Source organism: Streptomyces sp. NPDC050085 (assembly GCF_044460595.1).
Classification (GTDB): Bacteria; Actinomycetota; Actinomycetes; order Streptomycetales; family Streptomycetaceae; genus Streptomyces.
The window spans coordinates 210,170-226,184 of sequence record NZ_JBITJZ010000001.1 but is presented as its reverse complement, the minus strand read 5'-3'; the positions used below and the strand labels follow the sequence as shown (position 1 = coordinate 226,184).

Genomic DNA, 16,015 nt, shown 5'->3' with positions numbered 1-16,015 from the left:
AACGGGCGGCCTCGCCTACGCAGACCGCGTGGGACAGGGGCCGATCGGACCGTAAACAGGCGGTGAACGCCTGCATCAGATCATCCGATAGCCTCTGCCGACATGCCGCCCGGTACGCATCAGGAACCGGGTGTTGTCCCCCGTGCATGAGCCCGGCGCGCTCGCGTCGGCACCCAAGGAGTGAGTTCGTCTGTCGACCGCCATCGTCACCGGTCAGCCGGTCCCCGGGTCGCCCCTGGAAGGTGATCTGCGAGCGCTCGGCTTCGACGTGCGGCTCGCCCCGGACGTCGCGGACGCCGAAGCGGCGCTCGCCACGGTCCCCGGCGACCAGCGGGTCGCGGTCGTCGACGCCGGCTTCGTGGGCCACGTCCACGCCCTGCGTCTCGGCCTCACCGACCCCCGCTTCCACGCCTCGGCGATCCCCGGCGCGGTCACCGCGCTGCCCTCCGCCCGCCAGGCCCTGAGCCGGGCGGTCGAGGAGAGCGGCATCGCGCCCGACGCCCTCGCCAAGAGCCTGGAGGCGGCCGGCACCGACGTGCACCGCCCCGAGCTCGGCGAGCTCGTCGCCGCCGTGCCCACCGACCCGCAGGCGCGCAACGAGGCCCGACAGGCCGTCGCCGCCGTCGACGACGAGGCGATCCGCCTGCGCACGGCGGTCAAGGCGCGGGACGGCTTCTTCACCACGTACTGCATCAGCCCGTACTCCCGCTACATCGCGCGCTGGTGCGCCCGCCGCGGTCTGACCCCGAACCAGGTCACAACCGCATCGCTGCTCACCGCCCTGATCGCGGCGGGCTGCGCGGCCACCGGCACCCGCCTCGGCTTCGTCGCCGCGGGCCTCCTGCTGCTCTTCTCCTTCGTCCTGGACTGCACGGACGGGCAGCTCGCCCGCTACTCCCTGCAGTACTCGACGCTCGGCGCCTGGCTGGACGCGACCTTCGACCGCGCGAAGGAGTACGCGTACTACGCGGGCCTCGCGCTCGGCGCGGCCCACGCGAACGGCGACGACGTGTGGGCCCTCGCCCTCGGCGCGATGGTCCTGCAGACCTGCCGCCACGTCGTCGACTTCTCCTTCAACGAGGCGAACCACGACGCCACCGCCAACACCAGCCCCACCGCAGCCCTCTCCGACAAGCTCGACAGCGTCGGCTGGACGGTCTGGGTGCGCCGGATGATAGTCCTGCCGATCGGCGAACGCTGGGCGCTGATCGCGATCCTCACCGCGCTGACCACACCGCGCATCACCTTCTACGTCCTTCTCGTCGGCTGCGCCCTCGCCGCCCTGTACACGACCGCGGGCCGCGTCCTGCGCTCGCTGACCCGCAAGGCGCAGCGCACCCCGCGCGCGGCCCAGGCACTGGCGGACCTCGCCGACTCCGGGCCGCTCACGGATGTCACCATCCGCAAGCTGCGCGGCGGGGGCTTCGCCGCCCCGCTGGTGGCCCTGTTCGGCGCCGCGATCCTTGTGATCAATGCCACCGTCGAGGGCTTCGGATCCTGGGGCGTCGTCGCCGGGGCGTGCGCCTACGTGCTCCTGTCCGACGTGGCCGTCAGCGGACCTCTGACCGGCGCTCTGGACTGGCTCGTTCCGCCGATCTTCCGGGCAGCCGAGTACGGCACGATCCTGCTCCTCGCGGCCAAGGCGGACGTGAACGGGGCGTTGCCCGCGGCTTTCGGCCTGGTGGCAGCAGTCGCCTACCATCATTACGACACGGTGTACCGCATCCGCGGCGGCACCGGAGCACCGCCGCACTGGCTGGTCCGGGCGATCGGCGGACACGAAGGCCGGACGCTGGTGGTCACGGTGCTGGCCGCGCTGCTCACTCCGACGAATTTCACCGTCGCGCTCACGGTCCTGGCCGTGTTCGTGGCACTCGTGGTGCTCGCCGAGAGCATCCGCTTCTGGGTCTCTGCTGGAGCACCCGCCGTACACGATGAAGGAGAACCCGCATGATCGGCCTCGTCCTGGCCGCCGGCGCCGGCAGCCGGCTCCGTCCCTACACCGAGACGCTCCCCAAGGCGCTCGTGCCCGTCGTGGGCGAGGGAACGGAGAACGAGCTCTCCGTCCTCGACCTCACGCTGAAGAACTTCGCCGAGATCGGCCTCACCGAGGTCGGCATCATCGTCGGCTACCGCAAGGAGGTCGTCTTCGAGCGCAAGGCCGCGCTCGAGGCGAAGTACGGCCTGAAGCTGACGCTCATCGAGAACGACGTGGCCGAGAAGTGGAACAACGCCTACTCCCTGTGGTGCGGCCGTGACGCCATCAAGCACTCGGTGATCCTCGCCAACGGCGACACCGTGCACCCGGTCTCCGTCGAGAAGACGCTGCTCGCCGCCCGCGGCGACGGCAAGAAGATCATCCTCGCCCTGGACACGGTGAAGCACCTCGGCGACGAGGAGATGAAGGTCATCGTGGACCCCGACAAGGGCGTCCAGCGCATCACCAAGCTCATGGACCCGGCCGAGGCCACCGGCGAGTACATCGGTGTCACCCTCATCGAGGGCGAGGCGGCCGACGAGCTCGCCGACGCCCTGAAGGCCACGTACGAGCGTGACCCGCAGCTGTACTACGAGGACGGCTACCAGGAGCTCGTGAACCGCGGCTTCAAGATCGACGTCGCGCCCATCGGTGACGTCCCGTGGGTCGAGATCGACAACCACGAGGACCTGGCCAAGGGACGGGAGATCGCGTGCCAGTACTGACCCGGCTCATGCCGAGCCCGGTCGTCGTCGACATCCGGGCCGGCGCGCTGGACGATCTGGCCACGATTCTCACGGACCAGCGCATCGCCCCCACCGGCAAGCTCGCCTTCGCGATCAGCAGCGGCGGCTCCGGCAAGGTGCTGAAGGAGCGGTTCGAGTCGGCCTTCCCCGGCGCGGACTGGTTCGACGACGCCGACGGCACGATCGACGGCGCGGTCAAGCTCGCCGACTCGATCAAGAAGGCCGGCCGCTACGACGCGGTGGTCTCGCTCGGCGGCGGCAAGGTCGTCGACTGCGCGAAGTACGCGGCGGCCCGCGTGGGCCTGCCGCTGGTGGCCGTCGCCACGAACCTCGCGCACGACGGCCTGTGCTCGCCGGTCGCCACGCTGGACAACGACGCGGGCCGTGGCTCCTACGGCGTGCCGAACCCGATCGGCGTGGTCATCGACCTGGACGTCATCCGGGACGCCCCGGCCCGGTTCGTCCGTGCCGGGATCGGCGACGTGATCTGCAAGATCTCCGCCGTCGCGGACTGGGAGCTGTCCCACCAGGTCAACGGCGAGCAGGTCGACGGCCTGGCCGCCGCCATGGCCCGCCAGGCGGCGCACGCGGTGCTGCGGCACCCGGGCGGCATCGGCGACGACGACTTCCTCAGCGTGCTGGCGGAGTCCCTGGTGATGTGCGGTCTCGCGATGTCTGTCGCCGGCGACTCACGGCCCGCATCGGGCGCCTGCCACGAGATCTGCCACGCCTTCGACCTGCTCTTCCCCAAGCGCAACGCGCAGCACGGGGAGCAGTGCGGATTCGGCGGCGCGTTCGCCACGTTCCTGCGCGGTGATCGCGACACCGCCAGGGAGATGGTCGCGACGCTGCGCCGGCACGGCCTGCCGGTCCTCGCGAAGGAGATGGGCTACAGCGACCAGGACCTCGTGGACGCCGTGCTCTTCGCCCCGCAGACCCGCCCGGGCCGCTACACGATCCTCGAACACCTCGACCTCACATCCGATCAGATCAGGGACGCCTACGCCGACTATGCAAAAGCCATCGGTAGCTGAGCTCCGCCCGGTCGTTCACCCCGCGGGTGTGAAGGACCGACGCAGTGGTGAGCACTGGGGCGGCCGGCTCTACATGCGCGAGATCTCGCTGCGCATCGACCGCCACCTCGTGAACACCAAGGTCACGCCCAACCAGCTGACCTACCTGATGACCGTCTGCGGCGTCCTCGCGGCGCCCGCGCTGCTGGTCCCGGGCATCTGGGGCGCCGTCCTCGGCGTCGTCGCCGTCCAGCTGTACCTGCTGCTCGACTGTGTCGACGGCGAGATCGCCCGCTGGCGCAAGCAGTACTCGCTGGCCGGCGTCTGGATGGACCGCGTCGGCGCGTACCTCACCGACGCCGCCGTGCTCGTGGGCTTCGGCCTGCGCGCCGCCGACCTGTGGGGCTCCGGCCGGATCGACTGGCTGTGGGCCTTCCTCGGCACGCTCGCCGCGCTCGGCGCCATCCTGATCAAGGCCGAGACGGACCTGGTCGGCGTGGCCCGTGCGCAGAACGGCAAGGAGCAGGTCAAGGAGACCGCGTCCGAGATGCGGTCCTCCGGAATGGCGCTCGCCCGCCGGGCCGCGGGCGCGCTCAAGTTCCACCGCCTCATCCTCGGCATCGAGGCGTCGCTGCTGATCCTGGTTCTCGCGATCGTCGACCAGATCCGGGGCGACCTCTTCTTCACGCGCCTCGGCGTGGCGGTCCTGGCGGGCATCGCCCTGCTGCAGACCCTGCTGCACCTGGTCTCCATCCTCGCGTCGAGCAGGCTCAAGTGACGGGGAACGCCCAGCAGTTGAAGGTCGGCGCGGTTGTCATCACCATGGGCAACCGGCCGGCCGAACTGCGCGCACTCCTCGACTCCGTCGCGGGGCAGGACGGCGATCCGGTCGAGGTGGTCGTGGTGGGCAACGGCGCGCCGGTGCCGGACGTCTCGGAGTTCTCGTCGGTCGTACGCACCGTCGAGCTGCCCGAGAACCTCGGCATCCCCGGCGGCCGCAACGTCGGCATCGAGGCCTTCGGCCCCGCCGGCTCCGACGTCGACGTCCTGCTCTTCCTCGACGACGACGGCCTGCTGCCGCTGACCGACACGGCCCAGCTGTGCCGCGAGGCCTTCGCCGCCGACGACAAGCTCGGGATCATCAGCTTCCGCATCGCGGACCCGGACACCGGCGAGACCCAGCGCCGCCACGTCCCGCGGCTGCGTGCCGCGGACCCGATGCGCTCCTCGCGCGTGACCACGTTCCTCGGCGGCGCCAACGCCTGCCGTACGCGGGTCATCGCCGAGGTCGGCGGCCTGCCCGACGAGTTCTTCTACGCCCACGAGGAGACCGACCTCGCCTGGCGTGCCCTCGACGCGGGCTGGCTGATCGACTACCGCGCCGACATGGTCCTGCACCACCCGACCACGGCCCCCTCGCGGCACGCGGTCTACCACCGCATGGTGGCCCGCAACCGCGTCTGGCTCGCCCGCCGCAACCTGCCCGCGCCCCTGGTCCCCGTGTACCTCGGCGTCTGGCTGCTGCTCACCCTGGCCCGCCGCCCCTCGGGCCCGGCCCTGAAGGCCTGGCTCGGCGGTTTCAAGGAGGGCTGGACCACGCCCTGCGGACCGAGGCGTCCGATGAAGTGGCGTACGGTGTGGCGGCTGACCCGACTGGGCCGACCTCCTGTCATCTGACAAGCTCGAGTCTGAGAGCATGCGGGCCGAACGTCAGGTTCCCGGCTGCGTCCATGCCCGCTCAGGCTGCGCTTTTGAAGACGAAAGTTCCCTTCTGTGAGTGAGACAACGCATGACGGACCGGTCGCGGTGACCGCGGCCCCGTCACCCGACGACGGGCTCTCCCCGACGGAGCTCGCCGCCAAGTACGGCCTGTCCGTCAGCGGAGCCCGCCCCGGCCTGATGGAGTACGTGCACCAGCTGTGGGGGCGGCGCCACTTCATCGTCGCTTTTTCCCAGGCGAAGCTGACCGCCCAGTACAGCCAGGCCAAGCTCGGCCAGGTCTGGCAGGTGGCGACCCCGCTCCTGAACGCACTCGTCTACTACTTGATCTTCGGCCTGATCCTCGGCGCGGACCGCGGCATGGGCAAGGAGGTCTACATCCCGTTCCTGGTGACGGGCGTCTTCGTCTTCACCTTCACGCAGTCCTCCGTGATGGCGGGCGTGCGGGCCATCTCCGGCAACCTGGGCCTCGTGCGCGCCCTGCACTTCCCGCGCGCCTCGCTGCCCGTCTCCTTCGCGCTCCAGCAGCTCCAGCAGCTGCTGTTCTCGATGATCGTGCTGTTCATCGTGGCGTGCGCCTTCGGCAGCTACCCGAGCCTGTCGTGGCTGCTGATCATCCCGGTCCTGGCCCTGCAGTTCCTGTTCAACACGGGCCTTGCGCTGATCATGGCCAGGGCCGGTTCGAAGACCCCGGACCTCGCGCAGCTCATGCCGTTCGTGATGCGTACGTGGATGTACGCGTCCGGTGTCATGTTCTCCATCCCGATCATGCTCAAGGGCAAGCCGGACTGGATCGCGGACGTCCTCCAGTGGAACCCGGCCGCCATCTACATGGACCTGATGCGCTTCGCGCTCATCGACGACTACGGGCGGGAGAACCTCCCGCCGCACGTGTGGGCGGTCGCGCTCGGCTGGGCCGTGCTGGTGGCCGTCGGCGGCTTCGTCTACTTCTGGAAGGCAGAGGAGCGGTACGGCCGTGGCTGATCCCGACAAGAAGACCGACGCGCGCATCCCGACGGTGATCGCCGACGAGCTGCACATCGTGTACCGCGTCAACGGCGCCAAGACCGGCAAGGGCAGCGCCACCTCCGCCCTCAGCCGCATAATGAAGCGCGGCGAGGAGCGCGGGGTGCGCAAGGTGCACGCCGTGCGCGGTGTCTCCTTCACCTCCTACCGCGGCGAGGCCATCGGCCTGATCGGCTCGAACGGCTCCGGCAAGTCCACGCTGCTGCGCGCCATCGCGGGCCTGCTCCCCGCTGAGAGGGGCAAGGTCTACACCGACGGCCAGCCCTCGCTGCTCGGCGTCAACGCGGCCCTGATGAACGATCTGACGGGCGAGCGCAACGTGATCCTCGGCGGCCTCGCGATGGGCATGTCCCGCGAGGAGATCAAGGACCGCTACCAGGACATCGTCGACTTCTCCGGCATCAACGAGAAGGGCGACTTCATCACGCTGCCGATGCGTACGTACTCCTCGGGCATGGCGGCACGCCTGCGCTTCTCGATCGCGGCGGCCAAGGACCACGACGTGCTGATGATCGACGAGGCCCTGGCCACCGGCGACCGCGCCTTCCAGAAGCGCTCCGAGGCCCGCATCCGTGAGCTGCGCAAGGAGGCCGGCACGGTCTTCCTGGTGAGCCACAACAACAAGTCGATCCGCGACACCTGCGACCGCGTTCTCTGGCTGGAGCGCGGGGAACTGCGTATGGACGGTCCGACGGCCGAGGTACTGAAGGAGTACGAGAAGTTCACGGGCAAGTAACCGCCCGACTTCCGCCCGCGTCATAAGAGGCCCCACCGAAATCCTCTCGGTGGGGCCTCTGATATGTCTGTAGGTGCCAACTAATTGGCGATCAAGGTCAAGGGCGGGTCAACTTCCTTGTGTGCAAGGAATCTTGGCGTCGATCGGTGTGTTGTTGTGATGTGCAGAACGCCCCGCCGTGGCGGCCGTCGTTGTACAACGTAAGCTGTACCGGTGCTTATTCGCGGCAAGTGGGGCGATAATTCGCGACGCCCCGGCCCGATGGGGAGGGTCGACCGCGCGGACGTCCGGGCGGCGTGTCCGAAATGGGATGTATTGGGTCCGCAGTGTAGAACGGGAGATGTGACGGCAATGGCTACGGAAACTCTCCAGGTCCACGAGGCTTTCGCCGTCGTTCCGGAAGCGGATCGAGCCCGGTGAGCGCTCCCTCCCGAGTGCGTCGGGCGGCCGCGCAGGGCCCGCAGAGCACCACCCTCGACAAGGCCGCCGACGAGAACTTCCCGGTGGCCCCCTTCTTCCTGCCGCGCGCCTGGCGCGACGACCTCATGGCCGTGTACGGGTACGCGCGCCTGGTCGACGACATCGGCGACGGCGACCTCGCCCCCGGTGGTGCCGACGCCCGTTTCCTGGGTGTGTCACCCGAACAGGCCGACGATCGGCTCGTGATGCTGGACGCCTTCGAGGCCGATCTGCACCGGGTGTTCGACGGGACGCCGCGCCACCCGCTGCTGCGTGCCCTCCAGCCCACGGTCCGGCGCCGTTCGCTGACCCCCGAGCCGTTCCTCGGCCTCGTCGCGGCCAACCGCCAGGACCAACTCGTTGCGCGCTACGAGACGTACGACGATCTCCTCGCGTACTGCGAGCTGTCCGCGAACCCGGTCGGCCGCCTCGTCCTCGCGATCTCCGGCACCGAGACCCCCGAGCGCATCCGGCTCTCGGACGCGGTCTGCACGGGGCTGCAGATCGTGGAGCACCTCCAGGACGTCAGCGAGGACCTGGAGCGCGACCGCATCTACCTCCCCGCCGAGGACATGAAACAGTTCCACGTTCAGGAGTCGGATCTCGCCGCACCGACCGCGGGCGCATCGGTGCGCGCCCTGGTCGCGTTCGAAGCGGAACGCGCCCTCTGCCTCCTGAATGAAGGCACCCCCCTCGTGGGTAGCGTCCACGGCAGATTGAAGCTGCTGCTGGCCGGTTTCGTGGCCGGGGGGAAGGCGGCGGTCCACGCGATCACCGCCGTCAAGTACGACGTCCTTCCTGGACCGCCCAAACCCACCAAGCTCCAGCTGCTGCGCGAGGTGGGAGCGACTCTGCGAGGAGAGGGGTGAGCAAGGCCGTGGAGTCTGACCAGCACGTGTCGGCACCGGTGCTCGCCGCATACAGCTACTGCGAGACCGTCACCGGCCAGCAGGCCCGCAATTTCGCCTACGGCATCCGGCTGCTGCCGGCCGCGAAGCGGCGCGCCATGTCGGCGGTGTACGCGTTCTCGCGCCGCGTCGACGACATCGCCGACGGCACGCTGGCGCCCGACGTGAAGGCGCACCGGCTCGGCGAGACACGGGCGCTGCTCGATCGCGTCCGAGAGGGCAAGGTCGACGAGGACGACACCGATCCGGTGGCCGTCGCGCTCGCCCATGCCGCCGACCGCTTCCCGATCCCGCTCGGCGGGCTCGACGAACTCATCGACGGCGTCCTGATGGACCTGCGCGGCGAGACGTACGAGACGTGGGACGACCTGAAGGTGTACTGCCGGTGCGTCGCGGGCGCCATCGGCCGGGTCTCCCTCGGCGTGTTCGGGACCGAGCCGGGGGCGCGCGGTGCCGAGCGCGCGCCCGAGTATGCCGACACGCTCGGGCTCGCGCTCCAACTGACCAACATCCTGCGGGACGTTCGCGAGGACGCCGCCGACGGGCGCACCTATCTGCCCGCCGACGACCTCGCCAAGTTCGGCTGCTCCGCCGGGTTCAACGGCCCGGTGCCGCCCGCCGGTTCGGACTTCGCCGGGCTCGTGCACTTCGAAGTGCGGCGCGCCCGCGCCCTGTTCGCCGAGGGCTACCGGCTGCTTCCGCTCCTGGACCGGCGCTCGGGCGCCTGCGTCGCCGCGATGGCCGGAATCTACCGCCGCCTCCTCGACCGCATCGAGCGCGAGCCGGAGGCCGTGCTGCGCGGCCGCGTCTCGCTCCCCGGACACGAGAAGGCGTACGTCGCCGTTCGCGGTCTGTCCGGCCTCGATGCGCGTACTGTCTCCCGAGCCGCCCTCAGGGGGCGCGCCTGATGGGCATTCCGGTGCTCTCTGTCGGCTCGGCCGCGAAGTGGCGCGCAACCCTCCGGGGCAGCGCGGCGTCCCTGCATGCAACGACCGGCCGCATGTTCGTCACACCCGACACCCCTGTCGATCCCCGCCGCACGCTGGCCGTTCGCACCGTCGGCACCATCGAGGGAGAGGGCGCATGAGCACCGGCAACACGGCACCGGAAGGGCTGGACGCGGATTCCGCCGCGGCGCGGCCGCGGCCCGCCGCAGTGGTCGTCGGCGGCGGGCTCGCAGGGATCACCGCGGCGCTCGCCCTTGCCGACGGAGGCATGGACGTCACGCTCCTGGAAGGCAGGCCCCGGCTCGGGGGTCTCGCCTTCTCCTTCAAGCGCGGCGACCTCACCGTCGACAACGGCCAGCACGTGTACCTGCGCTGCTGCACCGCCTACCGCTGGTTCCTGGACCGGATCGACGCCACCGCGCTCGCGCCCGTGCAGGAACGTCTCGACGTGCCCGTACTCGACGCCGAGAAGAACCGGCTCGGCAGGCTGCGGCGCACGGCCCTGCCCGTACCGCTGCATCTGGCCAAGAGCCTGGCCACCTACCCGCACCTGTCGCTGGCCGAGCGGGCCAACGTAGGACGTGCCGCGCTCGCCCTCAAGGGCCTGGATCCCGACGATCCGGCGCTCGACAAGCGGGACTTCGGCTCCTGGCTGGCCGATCACGGTCAGTCGCAGCGGGCCATCGAGGCGCTGTGGGACCTGGTCGGCGTCGCGACCCTGAACGCGGTGGCGGGCGACTCCTCGCTCGGGCTCGCCGCCAAGGTGTTCAAGACCGGACTGCTGTCCGAGCCGGGTGCCGCCGACATCGGGTGGGCCCGGGTGCCCCTCGGTGAACTCCACGACACGCTCGCCCGCAAGGCGCTCGACTCCGCGGGCGTACGCACCGAACTCCGTACACGCGTCACCTCCATCTCCCGTAGGGAGAACGGGCGTTGGGGCGTGGAGGTTCCCGAGGGACCGGACACTTCCGGACAGATCCTCGAGGCCGACACCGTCGTGCTCGCCGTGCCGCAGCGCGAGACGCACGACCTGCTGCCCGAGGGCGCGCTCGACGACGCCGGCCGGCTGCTCGACATCGGCACCGCGCCGATCCTCAACCTCCACGTCGTCTACGACCGCAAGGTCCTCAAGCAGCCCTTCTTCACCGCGCTCGGCTCCCCGGTCCAGTGGGTCTTCGACCGGACCGAGGCGTCCGGGCTCACCGAAGGGCAGTACCTCGCGGTCTCGCAGTCGGCCGCGCAGGACGAGATCGACGAGCCCGTCGCCGCGCTGCGCGAGCGCTACCTGCCCGAGCTGGAGCGGCTGTTGCCCGCCGCGCGCGGTGCGAAGGTGCACGACTTCTTCGTCACGCGTGAGCGCACGGCGACCTTCGCGCCGACCCCCGGCGTCGGCGCCCTGCGGCCCTCGGCCCGCACCAATGTCCCCGGCCTGTACCTGGCCGGCGCGTGGACCGCCACCGGGTGGCCCGCGACCATGGAAAGCGCCGTCCGCAGCGGTAGCAGCGCCGCGGACGCGGCGCTCGCCGCACTCGGCCGCCCGCGCGGCCATCTGTTCCGGGAGGCGGCGTGAGCACCGAAACACCCACGGCGGTGACGCCGACATCGGTAGATCCGGTAGACCCCGTACCACAAGGAGAGACTGTGCCACCTGTGCCCTCGGCCGAACAGGCTGCCGACGCGGTGGACGTGACCGCGCTTTTGGAGCGCGGCCGAACCCTGGCGACCCCGGTCCTCAAGAAGGCCGTCGACCGCCTCGCGCCGCCCATGGACACCGTGGCCGCCTACCACTTCGGCTGGATCGACGCCGAAGGCAACCCCTCCGACGGGGACGGCGGCAAGGCCGTGCGGCCTGCCCTCGCCGTGCTGTCCGCGCAGGCCGCGGGCGCTTCGCCCGAGGTCGGCGTGCCCGGCGCCGTCGCGGTCGAGCTGGTCCACAACTTCTCGCTGCTGCACGACGACCTGATGGACGGCGACGAACAGCGCCGCCACCGCGACACGGTGTGGAAGGTGCACGGCCCCGCGCAGGCCATCCTCGTGGGCGACGCCCTGTTCGCCCTCGCCAACGAGGTGCTGCTCGAGCTGGAGACCGTGGACGCGGGCCGCGCCACGCGCCGCCTGACCACCGCCACCCGCGCCCTCATCGACGGCCAGGCACAGGACATCTCCTACGAGCACCGCGAGCGCGTCAGCGTCGTGGAGTGCCTGGAGATGGAGGGCAACAAGACCGGCGCCCTGCTGGCCTGCGCCTCCTCCATCGGCGCGGTCCTCGGCGGCGCCGACGACGCCACCGCCGACGCCCTGGAGAAGTACGGCTACCACCTGGGCCTCGCCTTCCAGGCCGTCGACGACCTGCTCGGCATCTGGGGCGACCCGGAGTCCACCGGCAAGCAGACCTGGAGCGACCTGCGTCAGCGCAAGAAGTCGCTGCCCGTCGTCGCCGCGCTCGGCGCGGGCGGCCCGGCCTCCGAGCGCCTCGGTGAACTGCTCGCCGCGGACGCCAAGAACAACGACTTCGACACCTTCACCGAAGCGGACTTCGCCGCCCGCGCCGCCCTCATCGAGGAGGCCGGCGGGCGCGAGTGGACCGCGCAGGAGGCCCGGCGCCAGCACACGGTCGCCCTCGAAGCCCTGGACACGGTCCAGATGCCCGCCACGGTGCGCGCCCAGTTCGCGGCGCTCGCCGACTTCGTCGTCGTACGAAAGAGATGATCACTATCGGCCGCATATGACTCGCAGTCGCCGGCCGGTGTCCCGCCAGGGCATCGGCCGACGGTTACCCAGCAGACAAGAAGCACTGCACGAAGGGATAGCCATGACAGCGACGACCGACGGAAGCACCGGAGCGGCAGCTCCCGAGGCGACCTCGGCCACCACTGCCCCACCTACCGACACGACCCCTGAGGCAGCAGGGACCCAAGCTGCCGCCGGCCGAGCCATACAGCGCGCCACGGACTTCCTGCTCGCCCGGCAGGACGCCCAGGGCTGGTGGAAGGGCGACCTCGACACGAACGTGACGATGGACGCCGAGGACCTGCTGCTGCGCCAGTTCCTGGGCATCCGCGACAAGGCCACCACCGACGCCGCCGCCCTCTTCATCCGCGGGGAGCAGCGCGAGGACGGGACCTGGGCCACCTTCTACGGCGGACCGGGCGAGCTCTCCACCACCATCGAGGCGTACGTCGCCCTGCGGCTCGCGGGGGACAGCCCCGACGCCCCGCACATGGCCAGGGCCTCCGCGTGGGTCCGCGAGCGCGGCGGCATCGCCGAGGCCCGCGTCTTCACCCGGATCTGGCTGGCCCTGTTCGGCTGGTGGAAGTGGGACGACCTGCCCGAACTCCCGCCCGAGCTGCTCTACTTCCCCAAGTGGATGCCGCTCAACATCTACGACTTCGGATGCTGGGCGCGGCAGACCATCGTGCCGCTCACCGTCGTGTCCGCGAAGCGCCCGGTGCGTCCCGCACCCTTCCCGCTGGACGAGCTGCACACCGACGCCAGGAACCCGAACCCCGCCAAGCCCCTTGCTCCGGTGGCGAGTTGGGACGGGGCGTTCCAGCGGCTCGACAAGATCATGCACGGCTACCACAAGGTGGCCCTCAAGAAGCTGCGCAAGTCCGCGATGAACTCGGCGGCGCGCTGGATCATCGAACGGCAGGAGAACGACGGGTGTTGGGGCGGGATCCAGCCGCCCGCCGTGTACTCCGTCATCGCCCTGCACCTGCTCGGCTACGACCTCGACCACCCGGTCCTCAAGGCGGGGCTCGCCTCGCTCGACCGGTTCGCCGTGTGGCGCGAGGACGGGGCCCGGATGATCGAGGCCTGCCAGTCCCCGGTGTGGGACACCTGCCTCGCGGTCATCGCACTCGCGGACGCCGGACTGCCCGCCGACCACCCTGGCCTCGTCAAGGCCGCCACCTGGATGCTGGACGAGCAGATCGACCGGCCCGGCGACTGGTCGGTGCGCAAGCCCCGCCTCGAGCCCGGTGGCTGGGCGTTCGAGTTCCACAACGACAACTACCCCGACATCGACGACACCGCCGAGGTCGTGCTCGCGCTGCGCCGCGTCCGGCACCCCGACAAGGTGCGCGTGGAGAAGGCCATCGAGCGCGGGGTGCGCTGGAACCTCGGGATGCAGTCGAAGAACGGCGCGTGGGGCGCCTTCGACGTCGACAACACCAGCCCCTTCCCCAACCGCCTGCCGTTCTGCGACTTCGGCGAGGTCATCGACCCGCCGTCCGCGGACGTCACCGGGCACGTCGTCGAGATGCTCGCGATCGAGGGCCGGTCGCACGACGCGCGCACCCGGCGCGGCATCGAGTGGCTGCTCGCCGAACAGGAGGCGAACGGCGCCTGGTTCGGCCGCTGGGGCGTCAACTACGTATACGGAACAGGGTCGGTGGTGCCCGCGCTCACCGCGGCCGGACTGCCCGCCTCGCACCCCGCGATCCGCCGCGCGGTCAGCTGGCTGGAGTCGGTGCAGAACGACGACGGCGGCTGGGGCGAGGACCTGCGCTCGTACCGCTACGAGGACTGGAAGGGCCGCGGCACCTCCACCGCCTCGCAGACCGCCTGGGCGCTGATGGCGCTCCTGTCGGCGGGGGCGCGCGACTCCAAGGCCGTCGAGCGGGGGATCTCCTTCCTCGTCGACACCCAGACCGAGGACGGCACCTGGGACGAGCCGTACTTCACCGGCACGGGCTTCCCCTGGGACTTCTCGATCAACTACCACCTGTACCGCCAGGTCTTCCCGCTCACCGCGCTCGGACGCTACGTCCACGGCGAACCGTTCAAGGACCGCTGATGGGCGACAACCCGGCGGCCCCGAGCCCGTCGGAGACGACCCCGCTGCTCGTCGCGTGTGCGCTGGGCATCGAGCACGTCGCCCTGCGCACGGGCAGCCGGGCCGGAACCCACGGCCACGTGAAGGTGCTGCGTACGGGCATGGGGCCCAAGGCCGCCGAGCGGGCCATGGCGCGCGCCCTCGGGGACGCCGCGCTGAGCGACGCCGCCGTGGTCGCCACCGGGTTCTGCGCCGGGCTCGCGCCCGGGATGCACCCCGGTGACCTGGTGGTGGCCGAAGAGACCCGTGACGCGCACGGCGCGACGCCCTGCGCGGGCACGGACCTGCTGGTCAAGGAGCTGGTGAAGGCCGTGCCCGGGCGCACCGTGCACACCGGTCCGCTCACCGGTTCCGATCACGTCGTACGAGGTCACGAGCGCGGCGATCTCCTCGCCACGGGCGCGATCGCGGTCGACATGGAGTCGGCGGCCACGCTGCGCACGGCCGCCGCACGGGAGGGCCGTCCTGTTGCGGCCGTCCGGGTGGTCGTGGACGCTCCAGAACATGAACTCGTCAGGATCGGCACGGTTCGCGGTGGACTATCGGCTTTCCGCGTGCTTCGTTCCGTCCTTCCCGCTTTTTTCGAATGGCACCGTTCTTTGCTGCTCCCTCGGAGGTGAGCCAGATGGCCATGCCGCTGCGTCAGTCCATCAAGGTTGCGACTTATCTCGCTGAACAGAAGATCCGCAAGCGGGACAAGTTTCCGCTCATCGTCGAATTGGAACCGCTTTTCGCCTGCAACCTGAAGTGCGAGGGCTGCGGAAAGATCCAGCACCCGGCGGGCGTGCTCAAGCAGCGGATGCCGGTGGCGCAGGCCGTCGGCGCCGTGCTCGAGTCCGGTGCGCCGATGGTGTCCATCGCCGGCGGCGAGCCGCTGATGCACCCTCAGATCGATGAGATCGTGCGGCAGTTGGTGGCCAAGAAGAAGTACGTCTTCCTGTGCACCAACGCGATGCTGTTGCGCAAGAAGATGGACAAGTTCAAGCCGTCGCCGTACTTCGCGTTCACCGTGCACATCGACGGCATGCGCGAGCGCCACGACGAGTCCGTCGCCAAGGAAGGCGTCTTCGACGAGGCGGTCGAGGCGATCAAGGAGGCCAAGAAGCGCGGCTTCCGGGTCACCACGAACTCGACCTTCTTCAACACCGACACCCCGCAGAACATCATCGAGGTGCTCAACTACCTCAACGACGACCTCTCGGTCGACGAGATGATGATCTCGCCCGCGTACGCCTACGAGAAGGCTCCCGACCAGGAGCACTTCCTCGGCGTGACGCAGACCCGCGAGCTGTTCAAGAAGGCCTTCGCGGGCGGCAACCGGCGGCGCTGGCGCCTCAACCACTCGCCCCTGTTCCTCGACTTCCTCGAGGGCAAGGTCGACTTCCCCTGCACCGCGTGGGCGATCCCGAACTACTCGCTCTTCGGCTGGCAGAAGCCCTGCTACCTGATGAGCGACGGGTACGTGCCCACGTACCGGGAGCTGATCGAGAAGACGGACTGGGACGCCTACGGCCGCGGCAAGGATCCGCGGTGCGCCAACTGCATGGCGCACTGCGGCTACGAGCCGACCGCCGTCCTCGCCACCATGGGCTCCCTCAAGGAGTCGCTGCGGGCCATGACCGAGACCGTCGCCGGGAACCGGTGAC

At 70.2% G+C, this 16,015-nt stretch carries 15 protein-coding genes; all 15 read left to right on the top strand.

Annotation, left to right across the window (positions count from 1 at the left end; genetic code table 11):
- Positions 1-190: 190 nt before the first annotated feature.
- The 15 genes from ACIBUY_RS00950 (at position 191) to hpnH (ending at position 16,014) form a co-directional block, all read left to right on the top strand.
- Positions 191-1,954, top strand: a complete 1,764-nt coding sequence (locus tag ACIBUY_RS00950) for a DUF5941 domain-containing protein (RefSeq protein ID WP_399152137.1) — start codon at positions 191-193, stop codon at positions 1,952-1,954.
- The gene (locus ACIBUY_RS00945; protein WP_365562158.1) at positions 1,951-2,703 is read left to right on the top strand and encodes a phosphocholine cytidylyltransferase family protein; all 753 of its coding nucleotides are present in this window, start codon (positions 1,951-1,953) and stop codon (positions 2,701-2,703) included. Before ACIBUY_RS00950 ends, ACIBUY_RS00945 begins: the two co-directional genes overlap by 4 nt.
- Positions 2,691-3,758 carry an iron-containing alcohol dehydrogenase family protein gene (locus tag ACIBUY_RS00940; protein ID WP_399151303.1) on the top strand — a complete coding sequence of 356 codons (1,068 nt, stop codon included), beginning with the start codon at positions 2,691-2,693 and terminating at the stop codon, positions 3,756-3,758. The genes ACIBUY_RS00945 and ACIBUY_RS00940 overlap by 13 nt, the downstream gene beginning before the upstream one ends.
- Positions 3,736-4,515, top strand: coding sequence for a CDP-alcohol phosphatidyltransferase family protein (locus tag ACIBUY_RS00935; protein WP_365562162.1), 780 nt, complete (start codon positions 3,736-3,738; stop codon positions 4,513-4,515). Before ACIBUY_RS00940 ends, ACIBUY_RS00935 begins: the two co-directional genes overlap by 23 nt.
- A 17-nt stretch (positions 4,516-4,532) precedes the next feature.
- Entirely contained in the window at positions 4,533-5,414 is an 882-nt protein-coding gene (locus ACIBUY_RS00930; protein ID WP_365562657.1) for a glycosyltransferase, read from the top strand.
- A 96-nt stretch (positions 5,415-5,510) separates the two neighbouring features.
- Complete coding sequence (locus ACIBUY_RS00925) at positions 5,511-6,440, top strand: ABC transporter permease (protein WP_365562165.1); 930 nt, start codon at positions 5,511-5,513, stop codon at positions 6,438-6,440.
- Positions 6,433-7,218 (top strand): ABC transporter ATP-binding protein, encoded by a 786-nt coding sequence (locus ACIBUY_RS00920; protein WP_365562167.1) that lies wholly within the window; start codon positions 6,433-6,435, stop codon positions 7,216-7,218. The genes ACIBUY_RS00925 and ACIBUY_RS00920 overlap by 8 nt, the downstream gene beginning before the upstream one ends.
- A gap of 416 nt (positions 7,219-7,634) precedes the next feature.
- Positions 7,635-8,546 (top strand): squalene synthase HpnC, encoded by a 912-nt coding sequence (hpnC, locus tag ACIBUY_RS00915; protein ID WP_365562170.1) that lies wholly within the window; start codon positions 7,635-7,637, stop codon positions 8,544-8,546.
- Positions 8,543-9,493 carry a presqualene diphosphate synthase HpnD gene (gene hpnD, locus ACIBUY_RS00910; RefSeq protein ID WP_365562172.1) on the top strand — a complete coding sequence of 317 codons (951 nt, stop codon included), beginning with the start codon at positions 8,543-8,545 and terminating at the stop codon, positions 9,491-9,493. Before hpnC ends, hpnD begins: the two co-directional genes overlap by 4 nt.
- Positions 9,493-9,672, top strand: a complete 180-nt coding sequence (locus ACIBUY_RS00905; RefSeq protein WP_365562174.1) for a DUF6380 family protein — start codon at positions 9,493-9,495, stop codon at positions 9,670-9,672. The genes hpnD and ACIBUY_RS00905 overlap by 1 nt, the downstream gene beginning before the upstream one ends.
- Positions 9,669-11,102, top strand: a complete 1,434-nt coding sequence (gene hpnE / locus ACIBUY_RS00900; protein WP_399151302.1) for a hydroxysqualene dehydroxylase HpnE — start codon at positions 9,669-9,671, stop codon at positions 11,100-11,102. The genes ACIBUY_RS00905 and hpnE overlap by 4 nt, the downstream gene beginning before the upstream one ends.
- A gap of 80 nt (positions 11,103-11,182) precedes the next feature.
- The gene (locus ACIBUY_RS00895; protein ID WP_399152136.1) at positions 11,183-12,241 is read left to right on the top strand and encodes a polyprenyl synthetase family protein; all 1,059 of its coding nucleotides are present in this window, start codon (positions 11,183-11,185) and stop codon (positions 12,239-12,241) included.
- Positions 12,242-12,344: 103 nt separating this feature from the next.
- Positions 12,345-14,330, top strand: a complete 1,986-nt coding sequence (shc, locus tag ACIBUY_RS00890; protein WP_399151301.1) for a squalene--hopene cyclase — start codon at positions 12,345-12,347, stop codon at positions 14,328-14,330.
- The gene (locus ACIBUY_RS00885; RefSeq protein ID WP_365562182.1) at positions 14,330-14,989 is read left to right on the top strand and encodes a 1-hydroxy-2-methyl-2-butenyl 4-diphosphate reductase; all 660 of its coding nucleotides are present in this window, start codon (positions 14,330-14,332) and stop codon (positions 14,987-14,989) included. The genes shc and ACIBUY_RS00885 overlap by 1 nt, the downstream gene beginning before the upstream one ends.
- A 5-nt stretch (positions 14,990-14,994) precedes the next feature.
- Positions 14,995-16,014, top strand: a complete 1,020-nt coding sequence (hpnH, locus tag ACIBUY_RS00880; RefSeq protein ID WP_365562185.1) for an adenosyl-hopene transferase HpnH — start codon at positions 14,995-14,997, stop codon at positions 16,012-16,014.
- Position 16,015 lies beyond the last annotated feature (1 nt).